General features: G+C 63.2%; 12 protein-coding genes. 10 read left to right on the top strand and 2 right to left on the bottom strand.

The features are described from left to right. Positions 1-8: 8 nt before the first annotated feature. Complete coding sequence (locus ACVDG8_RS22145) at positions 9-1,262, bottom strand: glycoside hydrolase family 5 protein (RefSeq protein ID WP_447256610.1); 1,254 nt, start codon at positions 1,260-1,262, stop codon at positions 9-11. Positions 1,263-1,320: 58 nt separating this feature from the next. Here ACVDG8_RS22145 and ybgC point away from each other — a divergent pair, with 58 nt between their 5' ends. The 10 genes from ybgC (at position 1,321) to ftsH (ending at position 11,846) form a co-directional block, all read left to right on the top strand. Beyond that, positions 1,321-1,794 carry a tol-pal system-associated acyl-CoA thioesterase gene (gene ybgC / locus ACVDG8_RS22150; protein ID WP_447256611.1) on the top strand — a complete coding sequence of 158 codons (474 nt, stop codon included), beginning with the start codon at positions 1,321-1,323 and terminating at the stop codon, positions 1,792-1,794. Between the two features lie 308 nt (positions 1,795-2,102). Further along, positions 2,103-2,813: a protein TolQ gene (gene tolQ, locus ACVDG8_RS22155; RefSeq protein WP_447256612.1), complete on the top strand. Its 711-nt coding sequence runs from the start codon at positions 2,103-2,105 to the stop codon at positions 2,811-2,813. 9 nt (positions 2,814-2,822) lie between these two features. Continuing rightward, positions 2,823-3,281, top strand: coding sequence for a protein TolR (tolR, locus tag ACVDG8_RS22160; RefSeq protein WP_447256613.1), 459 nt, complete (start codon positions 2,823-2,825; stop codon positions 3,279-3,281). A gap of 7 nt (positions 3,282-3,288) precedes the next feature. After that, entirely contained in the window at positions 3,289-4,443 is a 1,155-nt protein-coding gene (locus ACVDG8_RS22165; protein ID WP_447256614.1) for a TonB family protein, read from the top strand. Between the two features lie 39 nt (positions 4,444-4,482). Continuing rightward, on the top strand, positions 4,483-5,796 hold the full coding sequence (gene tolB / locus ACVDG8_RS22170) for a Tol-Pal system beta propeller repeat protein TolB (protein ID WP_447256615.1): 1,314 nt from the start codon (positions 4,483-4,485) through the stop codon (positions 5,794-5,796). A gap of 37 nt (positions 5,797-5,833) precedes the next feature. After that, on the top strand, positions 5,834-6,211 hold the full coding sequence (locus ACVDG8_RS22175; protein WP_447256616.1) for a four helix bundle protein: 378 nt from the start codon (positions 5,834-5,836) through the stop codon (positions 6,209-6,211). Positions 6,212-6,450: 239 nt separating this feature from the next. Then, positions 6,451-6,957 (top strand): peptidoglycan-associated lipoprotein Pal, encoded by a 507-nt coding sequence (gene pal / locus ACVDG8_RS22180; RefSeq protein ID WP_447256617.1) that lies wholly within the window; start codon positions 6,451-6,453, stop codon positions 6,955-6,957. A gap of 220 nt (positions 6,958-7,177) precedes the next feature. Further along, positions 7,178-8,335, top strand: coding sequence for a tol-pal system protein YbgF (gene ybgF / locus ACVDG8_RS22185; RefSeq protein ID WP_455707217.1), 1,158 nt, complete (start codon positions 7,178-7,180; stop codon positions 8,333-8,335). A gap of 58 nt (positions 8,336-8,393) precedes the next feature. Then, positions 8,394-9,806 (top strand): tRNA lysidine(34) synthetase TilS, encoded by a 1,413-nt coding sequence (gene tilS, locus ACVDG8_RS22190; protein ID WP_455707218.1) that lies wholly within the window; start codon positions 8,394-8,396, stop codon positions 9,804-9,806. A gap of 105 nt (positions 9,807-9,911) precedes the next feature. Further along, positions 9,912-11,846: an ATP-dependent zinc metalloprotease FtsH gene (gene ftsH, locus ACVDG8_RS22195; RefSeq protein WP_447256620.1), complete on the top strand. Its 1,935-nt coding sequence runs from the start codon at positions 9,912-9,914 to the stop codon at positions 11,844-11,846. A 640-nt stretch (positions 11,847-12,486) separates the two neighbouring features. Here ftsH and ACVDG8_RS22200 read toward each other — a convergent pair. Further along, a complete protein-coding gene (locus tag ACVDG8_RS22200) occupies positions 12,487-13,353 on the bottom strand; it encodes a hypothetical protein (RefSeq protein WP_447256621.1) in 867 nt (288 codons plus the stop codon). Positions 13,354-13,706 lie beyond the last annotated feature (353 nt).

The following is a 13,706-nucleotide window of genomic DNA, read 5'->3' on the forward strand; positions in this document are numbered from 1 at the left end:
GCTGGCGGTCAACGGGGAAGTCGGCGGATCACGTCCATCACGTCGGGCTCAGCCTTCTCGCCATCGAAAGCGTCGACAATGCCGAAGGCGCCGCCGTAACTCCACACCGACCAGGAGAAGTCATGCGCCTCGGCGCGCGCGATCATGTCGCGCACATAGGCCGCGCGATACGCGGCCGGCATGACAAAGCCGTTGCCATATTCCTTGCGGATCATGCCGAACTCGCCGAGCGTGATGTTTTCCGGCTTGATGCCGTTGGCTTTTGCCCAGGCTTCGACCGTCTTGAACGGTTCGTCCATCACGCCGAGCAGCCTCTCGGGGCTGTCCATCGTCGCCACCTGCTCGTCGAGATAGGCGAGCAGGACGCTCTGCCTGGCCCAGGGCGCCTCGGCCTTGATGCGGTCGCGGATCGTATCCAGTGCCACGTTCAACTCGGTGCGTGGCACGGCGGTCAGCGGGTAGGGCAGGCCGGTGACATACGGAATGAAATCGCCGGCCCAGGTCGCGCCCTGATGCGTCAAAAGAAACGGATCGTAGGAGTGGAAGGCCCAGATGATGTTGTCGTCGGGGATCGCCTTGGGGTCGATTTTCGCCAGCGAGGCAGCGTTTGAATAACAGCCGCCGGTGAGGATCAGCGTCAACCTTGTGGCCGAGGCGCGGGCGGCCGCGAAGAGCTGCTTCTGGCGCTCGGGCCAAAGGCTGGTGCCGTTATCGTCGCAATCGACAATCGGCTCGTTCATCACTTCGAGCGCAACCTGCCTCGGATCCTCCTCGGCCAGCGTCCGCGCCATCTTGCGCGCCATCTCGACATACGCCGCGAAGATCGCAGGGTCGTCCATCACCTGCCCCATGCCGATCTTGCGGTTGCCGCCGGCCGGGATCAGATGCAGGTCGACGATCACCTTCAGGCCGGCGCGGTTGATCAAGCGCGCCGAGTCCAGCACGCTGGCATAGAGGTCGTCGCGCAAGGAAGCTGTCTGGTCGGAGAGAAAGGGCGAGGGATCGACCGGCATGCGCAGGAAGTCGAAGCCTGCTTCCTTCAGCGCCTTGAGATCGTCCTCCTTGAGGAATTTGCGCCACTCCGGATAGGGCAGGATCGCCTGGCGATCGCCCCATTTGTCCTCGGCTGGCCAGGTTACCCACTGGTCGAGATTGAGGCCGCGCTTCATCGAGAACGTTGCCGCGCCGGTCGGCAGCGTAAGAGCGGCAAGCGCCAGCAACGCCGTCATCAAGGTCTTGATCATCGCGCCCAACGGTGCCACGCACAGAATACCTAAGCCACGGGTTAGGTGCCTGTTCGGCCAGAAAAAGGAAAGTGCGATGGACGATCATGGTGAATCGGCAGCGCTCAGCGCCGGGCTCTCCGGGGCGCTGACTGAGTTCGGCCATCGCCTGATGGCGCGGGTCTACTATGCCGACACCGATTTTTCCGGCGTCGTCTACCACGCCCGTTACCTGGAGTTTCTCGAGCGCGGCCGCTCGGATTACCTGCGGCTCGCCGGTGTCCACCACACCGAGTTGGCCGAGGGCAAGCATGGCGAGCGTATCGTTTGGGTGGTGCGGCGCATGGAGATCGACTTCCGCGCGCCGGCGCGCATGGACGATATCCTGACCATCGACACGCGCACCGACGACATCTCCGGCGCGCGCATCTTCATGGCGCAGCAATTGAAGCGCGGGCAAGACGTGCTGGTCGAGGCGAAGGTCGAAGCCGCGATCATCGGCGAAAGCGGGCGTCCAAAGCGCTTTCCAAAGGAATGGATCACAGCCTTCATGCTCAAGGCGAAGAGCTGATATACCGCCCGCGCCCGCGATCTTCGGCGCATTAACCGGACGGTTCCAGGCCCTGACCGCCGGTACAAGCGCGGCAATGCGCCGCGCCCTACATCCTAACCCATCCTTAACCATAACGGTTCATGAAGGAATTGGCGAAGATTGGCGCAATTCTCGCGCCTTCCTTTCACCAATATTTGCCCCGAAAAGGCCGCACAACGGTGCATTCGGGGTTGTTCCGCAAGCTTCAAAGCTTCGCGCGATCGGACCAAAGGGATGCCCATGGGCCAGCCGCCAGCGACGCCCGGAAAATCTTAAGGACTTAAGTCATGGAAAATATCCCACTCGCCGACCCGGGCGCGCATTTGTCGATTTGGGCCCTGTTCATGCAGGCCGGCTGGGTGGTCAAGCTGGTCATGATCGGCTTGCTCGGCGCCTCGATCTGGACCTGGGCGATCATCATCGACAAGCTGGTTGCCTATGGCCGCATGCGGCTGGCGCTCAACCGCTTCGAGCAGGTGTTCTGGTCGGGGCAGTCGCTGGAAGATCTCTATCGCGCGCTCGCCGACCGCAAGACCACCGGCATGGGCGCGATCTTCGTCGCCGCCATGCGCGAGTGGAAGAAGAGTTTTGAAAAGGGCGCGAAATCGGCGCTGGCGCTGCAGACCCGTATCGACAAGGCGATGGATCTGGCGCTGACCCGCGAGATGGAGAAGCTGGAGGGGCGCCTCGGCTTCCTCGCCACCACCGGCTCGGCCGCACCCTTCATCGGTCTGTTCGGCACCGTCATCGGTATCATGACGTCGTTCCAGGCGATCGCCGCCTCGAAGAACACCAGCCTTTCGGTGGTTGCGCCCGGCATCGCCGAGGCGTTGCTGGCGACCGCGATCGGCCTGCTGGCGGCCATCCCCGCGGTCATCGCCTACAACAAGCTGTCATCGGACGCGAACAAGATCGGCATGCGCATGGAGGGGTTCGCGGATGAGTTCTCCGCCATACTCTCGCGCCAAATCGATGAAAAAGTCGCGCAGAAGGCCTGAGGAACGATCATGGGGATGTCTGTAAGCGGAGGCGGCACGGGGCGAGGCGGGCGCGGCCACAGGCGGCGTGGCCGTCACCATGCCCTGATGTCCGAAATCAACGTCACGCCGATGGTCGACGTGATGCTGGTGCTGTTGATCATCTTCATGGTCGCGGCGCCGCTGCTGACCGTCGGTGTGCCGATCGACCTGCCGGACACTCAGGCCAAGGCGATGAATGTCGACACCCAACCGATCACCGTTTCGATCGACGCGGCCGGCAAAATCTTCCTGCAGGAAACCGAAATCCCGATCGAAGAGCTGGTGGCCAAGCTGCAGGCGATCTCGAAGACCGGCTATGACGAACGCATCTTCATCCGCGGCGACAAGTCGACCGACTATGGCACCGCCATGAAGGTCATGGCCCGCATCTCGGCGGCCGGTTACAAAAATATCGGCCTGGTCTCGCTGCAAGAACAGGATCAGTAGACGGCAAATGCGCACCGGTCTTACCTCATCGGTGATCTTGCATACGGTGGCGCTAGCCTTCGGGCTGTTCACGCTGTCGTCGCCGCCGTCCATGCCGGCCGCCGATACGGAATCGGTGGCGGTCGATATCGTGCCCATGGAGGCGGTCGCGCAAACGCTGCAGGGCGACAAGAAGTCGGTGATGCACGAGAAGCCGGCGCCGCTCCCGACCAAACGGCCGGATGTCGTGCCCAACGCCCAGAAGGTCGGCGAGAACACCGTCGATACAGACAAGCCGGTGACGGACGAGACCAAGCCGAAGCCGGTCGATAAGACGGCAGCACCGCCGCCGGCGCCGACGCCGACCGAGAAGCCGGCGGTCGAGGATGTGCCGAAGCCGCAGGAAAAGCCGAAGCCCATCCCGGCAACGGAAGTCGCGCCGACGCCGACGCCAAAGGAAGAGGTCAAGCCCGAACCGGTGAAGCAGACCGATCCAAAGCCGACCCCGGCCAAGGACCCGACGCCGACACCGCCGAAAGACACGACAGCCGCTATACCGAAGGAAACGGTGAAGCCGGACGCGGTCGCTGAGGCGATTTCCCAGGAGCAGCCGACGGACGAGGCCAAGTTGCCGGACTCAGCACCAGCGCCGGAAGCACGCCCGAAGCCGCAGCCGGCTCAGGCCGAGAGCGCCAAGGCGCCGGATCGCAAGGACGCCGACAAGCCGGTCAAGGAAGCCTCGTCCAAGCCGAAGTCGGACGAGAAGCAGTTCAACGCCGACGAGATAACGGCCCTGCTCGATAAGCAGAAACCTTCCGGCGGCGGCGCCAAGCGCTCGACCCAGCAGGCCTCGCTCGGCGGCACGAAGGACCAAGGCCAGAAACTGTCGAAATCGGAGCAAGGGGCGTTGGAAGATCAGCTCGGTAGTTGCTGGACGCTTCCGGTTGGCCTCGAAGGTTCCGAGGACTTCACGGTGGTCATCCGTTTCAACCTGAATGCCTCCGGCAAGCTGGAGGGCCGCCCGACCGTTGAGAAGTCCAGCGGCAACCCCCAGTTCGACGCCAGCGCGGTTCGCGCCGTGCAGAAATGCGATGTCGCCGGGCTGCAGGTTCCCGCCGGAAAGCAAGACATATGGTCCGACATTCGCGTCAATTTTGATCCGAGAGCGATGCTTGGTCTCTAGCCTGAGCATCCCAGAAATCAGCAAGAGAAGCGAGAATACATGCAATTCATCCTCAAGCCGCTCCTGATCGTCGCCGCGATGGCGATGGGCATAAATGCTGTCGTCACCTTGCCTGCTCGGGCGACCCTCGAGCTCAACGTCAATAAAGGCAATGTCGAGCCGATGCCGATCGCCATTCCTGACTTTCAGGGTGGGCTCGGAGCGCAGATATCGGAGATCGTCACAGCCGATCTGAAGCGGTCGGGACTGTTCGCGCCGATCGACAAGGCCGCCTTTGTCGAAAAAATCACGAATCCGGATGCCACGCCGCGTTTTGAAGACTGGAAAGTCATCAACGCGCAGGCGCTGGTGACCGGCAGCGTGAACAAGGAGGCGGATGGCCGCATCCGCGCCCAGTACCGACTGTGGGATATTTTTGGCAACCAGCAGCTGGCCGGCGAGCAGTTTTTTGCCAACGACGCCAATCAACGCCGTGTCGCGCACATCATCGCCGATGCGATCTATGAGAAGATTACCGGCGAAAAAGGTTATTTCGACACGCGGGTCGTCTTCGTCGACGAATCCGGCGCCAAGAACGCCCGCAAGAAACGCCTCGCCATCATGGACCAGGACGGCGCCAATGTGCGCTATCTGTCCGACGGCCGCGCCATCGTCCTGACGCCGCGCTTTTCGCCGAACCGGCAGGAAATCACTTATATGTCCTACGAAAGCGGGCAGCCGAAGGTTTATCTGCTGCAGATCGAGACCGGCCAGCGCGAGCTCGTCGGCAATTTCCCGGGCATGACGTTTGCGCCGCGCTTCTCGCCGGACGGCCAGAAAGTGATCATGAGCCTGCTGCGCGACGACGGCAATTCCAACATCTTCGCCATGGATCTGAGAAGCCGCTCGACCACGCGGCTCACCGACTCGACCGCGATCGACACCTCGCCATCCTATTCGCCGGATGGCTCGCAGGTCGTCTTCACCTCCGACCGTGGCGGCGGCAGCGGCCGATCCCAGATCTACGTCATGGGAGCCGATGGCTCCAACCCGCACCGCATTTCCTTTGGCGACGGCGTCTATTCGACGCCGGTCTGGTCGCCGCGCGGCGATCTCATCGCCTTCACCAAGCAGGGTGGAGGCCAGTTCCAGATCGGCGTCATGAAGACCGACGGTTCGAGCGAACGCATCCTGTCTTCCGGTTTCCAGCAGGAGGGTCCGACCTGGGCGCCGAACGGCCGTGTGCTGATGTTCTTCCGCGACTCCGCAGGCGGACCAAAGCTGATCTCGGTCGATCTCACCGGCCGCAACGAGCAGCAGATCCCGACGGCGAACTATGCTTCGGACCCGGCTTGGTCGCCTTTGTTGGAGTAGGAGGAACTGAGGAATTGGAGAATTGAAGAACTGAGGAATGGATAAGCAGGGACGCTACGTTGGACGCGCGAGGGACCTGGAGGTCTATAAGCGTGCCTACGTGATTTCTCTTGAAATTCACAAAGCCACGCTGGTCTTTCCAAAGATCGAGCAATATGCGCTCGCCGATCAGTTGCGGCGCTCCAGCAAGGCAATCTGCGCTAACTTAGCTGAGGGTTTTGCCAAGCAGCCCCATTCCAAAGCCGAATTCGCTCGCTTTATTTCAATGGCGATGGGGTCGTGCAGCGAAGCGGAGACATGGATCTCCTATGCGTTCGACCTTGAGTACATCTCCAAAACACAGCTTGACGAGTGGCAACGGTCCTACAACCAGATCTACGGAATGCTGGTGAACCTCAGAGGGTCGCTGAAGTGACCCTCTTTCTCCAGTTCTTCAATTCTCCAGTTCCTCAGTTCCTCAGTTCCTCAATTCCCTCTTTCTTCATGTTTTGGCCGCATTTCCGCCTACGGTCCGCGCGCAATGTGAGCGTGGAAAAACCAGCCGAGGACGGCGGCTCGCAACCAAAAATTAACCGTGTTTCTTGAATGCCGGTTAACCCAAACGTGGTTACTGGGTGATCAACGAAATCACTCGAAATGCGAAGGAGAGGCGGCATGGGCCGTATCGCAGCACTTACCCGCAACCCGGCGATGATCGCCCTGATCGCATTGCTTGCGATCACCGGTTGCGCCTCGAAGAAGAACCTGAACAACCCCAGCGACCTCGGCCTCAACGGCGCGGGCGCCGCGACGCCCGGTTCGGCGCAGGACTTCACGGTCAACATCGGCGACCGCATCTTCTTCGACACCGATTCCGCCTCGATCCGCGCCGACGCGCAGACCACGCTGGCCCGCCAGGCGCAGTGGCTGAACCAGTACAAGCAGTATGCCATCGTCATCGAAGGCCATGCCGACGAGCGCGGCACGCGTGAGTACAATCTGGCGCTCGGCGCCCGCCGCGCCGCCGCCACGCGCGACTTCCTGGTGTCGAAGGGCGTTTCCGCCGGTCGCCTGAAGACTATCTCCTACGGCAAGGAGCGCCCGGTCGCAGTTTGCGATGACATCTCCTGCTGGTCGCAGAACCGTCGCGCCGTCACCACGCTGTCGGGAGCCGGTTCCTAAGGCTTAGCCGCAGCGACCGCTTCAGCGCGGCGCTACAGGCGACAAAAATACAACAACTGGACATGAAAGGCGGCCGCAGGGCCGCCTTTTTCATTTGCGACACTTCGAAACAAAATTTGGCCGAAGTCTCGCGCCCTGCTATGAGCGCGAGGGCGCTTGCTCCCAGTGTTTGATTTGGAAAGGCGCATCAGGCCAACACCATTCCACCGCGAGAGATAGAATGCATTTCAGAACGGTCCTGAGCGGCACGCTTGCGCTGCTCATCGTATCAAGCCTCCCAAGCCTTGCCGCTTCGGCGGGCAGCGCCGGCCAGGGCTCCGACAGCGGATTCAGCTTCCATCTGCCGACGCTTGGCATTTTCGGCGACAAGAAGAAACCGGAAGCGGCGCAGATCGCGCAGCAGGACGGCGGCGCCGGCGTGACCGGCCTGGAAGACCAGCTCCGGCAGTTGAACGGCAAGGTCGAGGAGCTGAACTTCCAGATCCTGCAGATGCAGGAACAGATGCGCAAGCAGCAGGAAGACAACGAGTTCCGCTTCCAGCAGCTCGAGGGCGGTTCGCCGGGCGCCAAGCCTGCCGGGCAGAAGAAATCGGACGCCACGCCTCAGAACGGCAACACCACGCTCGGCGATGCCGGCACCGGCGATTCTGGTGCCGGCGATACGGGCGCCGATTCCGGTGTCGCCCAGGCTCCGGAGGCGCAGGCTCCAGCCGATGCCGGCGCCCAGAATGGCGACGGCAAGACCGTCGGCGACGTCATCGTGGAATCGCAGACCGGCGATCCGGGCAAGCTCATTCCCGGCGCGGCACCGAAGAATTTCGGCACCATCACCGTCGACAAGAACGGCAACGTCGTCAATGCCGAGACCGACCCGCAGGCGAGCGCGCCGGCAGGCTCTTCGACAGCCACGGCCAGCGCTCCTTCCAGCGAAGCGCCGGCCAAGAGCGCCAAGAGCAAGGCCGGCGGCACCGAAGTCGCGGCACTGCCCTCGACCAACGATCCCGACGAGCTCTACCGCAACTCCTACCAGTTCATCCTGTCCGGCGATTATCCCACCGCCGAGCAGGGGTTCCGCGACCATATCTCCCGCTTCCCCAAGGACGCAAAGGCAGCGGACGCGCATTACTGGCTTGGCGAGTCGCTGCTTGGCCAGCAAAAATATCGCGACGCGGCGGAAATCTTCCTGGCTGCCAGCAAGGACTATCCGAAGGCCAAGAAGGCGCCCGACATGCTGCTTAAGCTCGGCGTGTCGCTGGTCGGCCTGAAGCAGAACGACGTTGCCTGCGCCACCTTCAGCGAAATCGGCAAGCGCTATCCCGATGTTTCCGGCGCGCTCAAGGAACGGATCAAGCAGGAAAAGGCGCTGGCGTCTTGCTAGTTTTTCTGCTGCATGTCGTTGTCCCTGAACCGGGGCAATTCTGAAGCGACATGGATTGATGCTCGAGACCGAGCCAGACCTTACCGACCGCCTTTTCACGACCTTCGATTTCTCCCGCGGCGCCATTGCGGCCGTGTCCGGCGGCAGCGACTCGACCGCCCTTCTTCTCCTCCTCAAGCAACACATGGATCGCAACGCCCCGGCAGCCAGGCTGCTCGCGGTAACAGTCGATCATGATTTGCGGGCCGGCTCCGCCACCGAAGCGCTCGCCGTTGCCGCACTCTGCGCGGAGCGCGGCATCGCGCACCGCACGCTTATGTGGTCGGGCAGCAAACCCGCGAGTGGCCTGCCGGCCGCGGCGCGTGAAGCGCGCTACCGGCTGCTCGCCGGGCTCGCCCGGAGCGAAGGCCTAGGCCTGATCGTGACCGGCCACACCGCCGACGATCAGGCCGAGACCGTGCTGATGCGCAAGTCGCGCGACAATAAAGTTGGTGACGGGGAAGTGAGCCAAGAGGGAGTGAACGACAGCGGCCGAGGCCTCGCCGGCATGGCGCCAGCCACGCTCTATGACTGGCGGACATGGATCGCGCGGCCGCTGCTCGGCATGCGGCGCGCCGCGCTGCGCGAGGCGTTGCGGCAACGCAATGTCGGCTGGATCGAGGATCCGACGAATACGGACGCGCGTTTCGAGCGGCCGCGCATGCGGGCATCGCTTGCCGGCAACCAGGGCGAACGGCGTATCGAAGAAGCGCTTGCAAAGGCTGCCGAGGCGGCGGCCGGGCGCGAAGAGATCGGCCAGCGCGCCGCCGTGCTGATCGGCAGGATCGCCTCTACACCGGCTCCCGGGCTGATCCGTCTCGACGGCGATTTCGCCAATTGCGCAGACAGCGAGGCGGCCGTCTATGCGCTGCGTATTCTGCTTGCCACGATCGGCGGCATGCCCTTCCTTGCCGATGAAGCGCGCTGCCGGGTGCTGTTTGCCCGCCTGCGGTCAGGACCGCTTCGCGCCACATTGTCGCGGACTGTGGTCGATGCCCGCCGTACCGGCATCTTTCTGCGCCGCGAGGCCCGCAACCTGCCGGTTGCTGCTCCACCGGTCGACAACTGGCTTTGGGACGGCCGGCGGCGGATCACTTTGAGCAACAACGCGGACGGCTTGGTGATCGCGCCGCTGGGCTCCGCCGCCGCCAAGCGAGCGGCATTGGACGAGGTTGCTCCGCAAAGTCTTCTGCGCGCGGCGCTTGCCGTGGAACCGGCGCTGTGGGCGGGCGGCGAATGCCTTGGTTTTGCCGGCGGCGCCACTGCTTTGCGATCCGTCTCGATCGCTGCGGCCATGGCCCCCTTCGCCCGCTTCCTGCCGTCCTTCGACCTCAGACCCGCCGCCGCGGTGGCAATCCTCATCGGCGCGCCGCCGCTGCCGGCGCCGCCATTTCGTGGCCATGAAGGCGGGGCAGGGTGGGCGAAAGCTTAACCCATACGTGCTGTTCTGCTTGGCAAGGGAAGACGCTCTCCCTATGTTAGGCCCAAGCTTCCTCCATCATCGTGTGTCCGCATGCGGACACCAACGGGATAATAGATGAATCCGAATTATCGCAACCTCGCGCTTTGGGCGATCATAGCGGTCCTGCTCATCGCCTTGTTCAACCTTTTCCAGACGCCGCAGACGCGCGGTGCCACCAGCGAGATTGCCTATTCGCAGTTCCTGCAGGATGTCGGCTCGGGCCGGGTCAAGACGGTGACGATCTCCGGCGCCCGTATCTTCGGCACCTATTCCGACAATGCCAACGGCTTCCAGACCTATTCGCCTGGCGATCCGTCGCTGGTTTCGCGGCTGCAGGACAAGAACGTCACCATCACCGCCAAGCCTGAGACCGACGGCTCCAACTCGCTGTTCGGCTATCTGATCTCGTGGCTGCCGATGATCCTGATCCTCGGCGTGTGGATATTCTTCATGCGCCAGATGCAGTCGGGCTCCGGCCGCGCCATGGGCTTCGGCAAGTCAAAGGCCAAGCTTCTGACCGAAGCGCATGGACGCGTCACCTTCCAGGACGTCGCCGGCGTCGATGAGGCCAAGGAAGACCTGGAAGAGATCGTCGAATTCCTGCGCGACCCGCAGAAGTTCCAGCGCCTCGGCGGCAAGATCCCGCGCGGCGTGCTGCTGGTCGGCCCTCCGGGAACCGGCAAGACGCTGCTCGCCCGCTCGGTCGCCGGCGAAGCCAATGTGCCGTTCTTCACCATCTCCGGTTCGGACTTCGTCGAGATGTTCGTCGGCGTCGGCGCGTCCCGTGTGCGCGACATGTTCGACCAGGCCAAGAAGAACGCGCCCTGCATCATCTTCATCGACGAAATCGACGCCGTCGGCCGCCATCGCGGCGCCGGCCTCGGCGGCGGCAATGACGAGCGCGAGCAGACGCTGAACCAGTTGCTGGTCGAGATGGATGGCTTTGAGTCCAACGAGAGCATCATCCTGATCGCCGCCACCAACCGGCCCGACGTGCTCGACCCAGCGCTGCTCAGGCCCGGCCGTTTCGACCGCCAGGTCGTGGTGCCGAACCCCGACATCGTCGGTCGTGAGAAGATCCTCAAGGTGCATGTGCGCAACGTGCCGCTGGCGCCCAATGTCGACCTCAAGGTTGTCGCGCGCGGCACGCCGGGCTTCTCCGGCGCCGACCTGATGAACCTGGTCAACGAATCCGCGCTGATGGCGGCGCGCCGCAACAAGCGCCTCGTCACCATGGCCGAATTCGAGGACGCCAAGGACAAGATCATGATGGGCGCCGAGCGTCGCTCGTCGGCCATGACCCAGGCCGAGAAGGAGTTGACCGCCTACCACGAGGCCGGTCACGCCATCCTGGCGCTCAACGTGCCGGCGGCCGACCCGTTGCACAAAGCCACCATCATCCCGCGCGGCCGCGCGCTCGGCATGGTCATGCAACTGCCGGAAGGCGACCGCTATTCGATGAGTTACAAATACATGGTCTCGCGGCTGGCGATCATGATGGGCGGCCGCGTCGCCGAGGAGTTCAAGTTCGGCAAGGAGAACATCACCTCGGGCGCTTCTTCCGACATCGAGCAGGCGACCAAGCTGGCGCGCGCCATGGTCACGCGCTGGGGCTTCTCCGACAAGCTCGGGCACGTCGCCTATGGCGACAACCAGGAAGAGGTCTTCCTTGGCCATTCGGTGGCGCGCACGCAGAACATCTCGGAAGAGACGGCGCAGATCATCGACGCCGAAGTGCGCCGGCTGATCGACGAGGCCTATTCTACGGCGAAGGCCATCCTGACCAAGAAGAAAAAGGAATGGATCGCTCTGGCGCAAGGCTTGCTCGAATACGAGACGCTGTCAGGCGAGGAGATCAAGCAGCTGATCGCCGGCAACAAGCCAGCCCGCGACCTCGGCGACGACACCCCGCCCAGCCGCGGCTCGGCCGTGCCGAAAGCCGGCACCGGCGGCCGCCGCAAGAAGGGCCCGGAGCCCGAAGGCGGCATGGAACCGCAGCCGTCGAGCTGAGGCTCGGTAAAAGAATCAATCGAGAAACGCCGTGGCTTGGACCGCGGCGTTTTTTTGTTTGCGGGCTGCCCTCGATCTTGGGCTCACCACATCCGTGGTTGGCGAAAGCCGAGGTGACGGCCAATCTCCCCCTTGTGGGGGAGATGCCCGGCAGGGCAGAGGGGGGCGCCCCCTTGTGGGGAGATGTCCGGTGCACCCTCCGAAGCGGCAGCGCAGCTGCTGAGAAGGACGGGTAGGGCAGAGGGGGGCGCTGTCCCGCCGGCATCTCTTCGTCATCCTCGGGCTTGACCCGAGGATCCATGCCGTGACTGTTGCCGGAGGGCGCAGCGGTCCAGAATTCTGTAACCGCTGCAAAGCCTTAACGTCACGGCATGGATTCTAGGGTCTTCGCGCGTCGCTCCGCTCCTTGCTCCGCCCTAGAATGACGACCGCGAAGTAGCGATCCTTCGCACTCCTCTGTCCTGCCCGTCCTTCGCAGCAGCTGCGCTGCAACCTCGGAGGGTGGGCCGGACATCTCTCCTCCAGGGGAGATTGGCAGCGTCGCCGCCGGCGCTTCCTTGCATATGACTTCGAACCCAAACAAAAAAGCCCGCGAACCTTGTGGGTTCGCGGGCCTTTGATCCTCAGCTACAGAGGTCGATCAGCTCTTCAGCTTGGCGTTGCAGAGGCTGTAGAAGCCGCCGCCCTTCTGGATCCACTTCAGGCCGCCCAGCGTGTTGGCGTCCTTGTTGGCATAGTACTGCTCGAGGCAGGTATGCATGCGACCCTTGGCCGGGGTCTCTGTCGCGAATTTCGGCGAGATCGCCTTCGGGAAGCTCACACCCTTCGGCGCGGCGACGGACGGCTTCGCCGGCTCGTTGGTGTAGGTGGCTTCCGTCGGAGCAGGCACGGTGTCGTCGTCGGCGGCGCTGGCGCCGCACTCAGCCTTGCGGAAGTCGTTCCACTTCTGGCCCTTCAGCATGTTCGCCGTCTTGGCAGCCTGGTACTTGGTGCTGCACTCGGCCATGCTCAGGCCCTTGCCGCCATCGGCAGCCGCCGTCGAGGTCTTGGTCGTCGTCGCGGCGGCCGGCGTGGCCGCTGCTGCCGTGGCGCCGGGGCCGCACTCGGCCTTGCGGAAGTCTTGCCACTTCTGACCGTTCAGCGTGCCGGCAGACTTCGCCGCCTGGTACTTGGCGCTGCACTCCTTCGAGGTCAGGCCCTTGGCGGCGGCGTCAGCGGCGGCGGCCGTCTTCTTGGCGGGCTTGGTGTCGGCGGCCTTGGTGTCGGTCGCCTTCGTGGCTGCAGCCTTCGTATCTGTGGCCTTGGCAGCGGTGGTCGCCGCGGCTGCGTCGGTGCCGCACTGCGCCTTGCGGAACTGGTTCCAGGTCTGCCCGGCGAGCGTGCCGCCGTCCTTGGCGGCATTATACTTGGTGCTGCACTCGGCCATGGTCAGCGCGTTGGCTGGCGCCGCCAGGAACAAGGTTGCGACGGCGAGACCCGTCAAAGTGGCAAGTCTATGAATAAGCATGGCGTTTTCTCCCTGTATGCCGCCGATAGGTGTCCCTATGCCAAATCAATAGCTCTCAATGTCCGGTTGCGCTAGATGCTTCCGCTGCGGACATCGTAACAAAGTGTGTGCTTCCCGATAAAGGTGATGAACTGCCGGCGTCCGCCAGGCCGCAAAGGTTTGCCATTCGATCGAATGGCGAAAAAGCTGGCTCCGGCTGGTATATTGCCGCTAGAGTGTGAGGTCGTGGTAGGCTGTCGGGTCACTTTGCACCGCCCGCGACAATGATTTTCTAAGGAATGGTAATATACAATCACGAAATGTGATGATCGGATGCGGCCCAATTGTGGCAATACGGACGGCTGAAAAACCGA

The organism is Mesorhizobium sp. ORM8.1 (assembly GCF_053005525.2).

Coding starts and splice junctions, on each gene's coding strand:
- ybgC (WP_447256611.1), top strand. CDS start 1,321: ATGGACGATCATGGTGAATCGGCAGCGCTCAGCGCCGGGCTCTCCGGG.
- tolQ (WP_447256612.1), top strand. CDS start 2,103: ATGGAAAATATCCCACTCGCCGACCCGGGCGCGCATTTGTCGATTTGG.
- tolR (WP_447256613.1), top strand. CDS start 2,823: ATGGGGATGTCTGTAAGCGGAGGCGGCACGGGGCGAGGCGGGCGCGGC.
- ACVDG8_RS22165 (WP_447256614.1), top strand. CDS start 3,289: ATGCGCACCGGTCTTACCTCATCGGTGATCTTGCATACGGTGGCGCTA.
- tolB (WP_447256615.1), top strand. CDS start 4,483: ATGCAATTCATCCTCAAGCCGCTCCTGATCGTCGCCGCGATGGCGATG.
- ACVDG8_RS22175 (WP_447256616.1), top strand. CDS start 5,834: ATGGATAAGCAGGGACGCTACGTTGGACGCGCGAGGGACCTGGAGGTC.
- pal (WP_447256617.1), top strand. CDS start 6,451: ATGGGCCGTATCGCAGCACTTACCCGCAACCCGGCGATGATCGCCCTG.
- ybgF (WP_455707217.1), top strand. CDS start 7,178: ATGCATTTCAGAACGGTCCTGAGCGGCACGCTTGCGCTGCTCATCGTA.
- tilS (WP_455707218.1), top strand. CDS start 8,394: ATGCTCGAGACCGAGCCAGACCTTACCGACCGCCTTTTCACGACCTTC.
- ftsH (WP_447256620.1), top strand. CDS start 9,912: ATGAATCCGAATTATCGCAACCTCGCGCTTTGGGCGATCATAGCGGTC.
- ACVDG8_RS22200 (WP_447256621.1), bottom strand. CDS start 13,353: ATGCTTATTCATAGACTTGCCACTTTGACGGGTCTCGCCGTCGCAACC.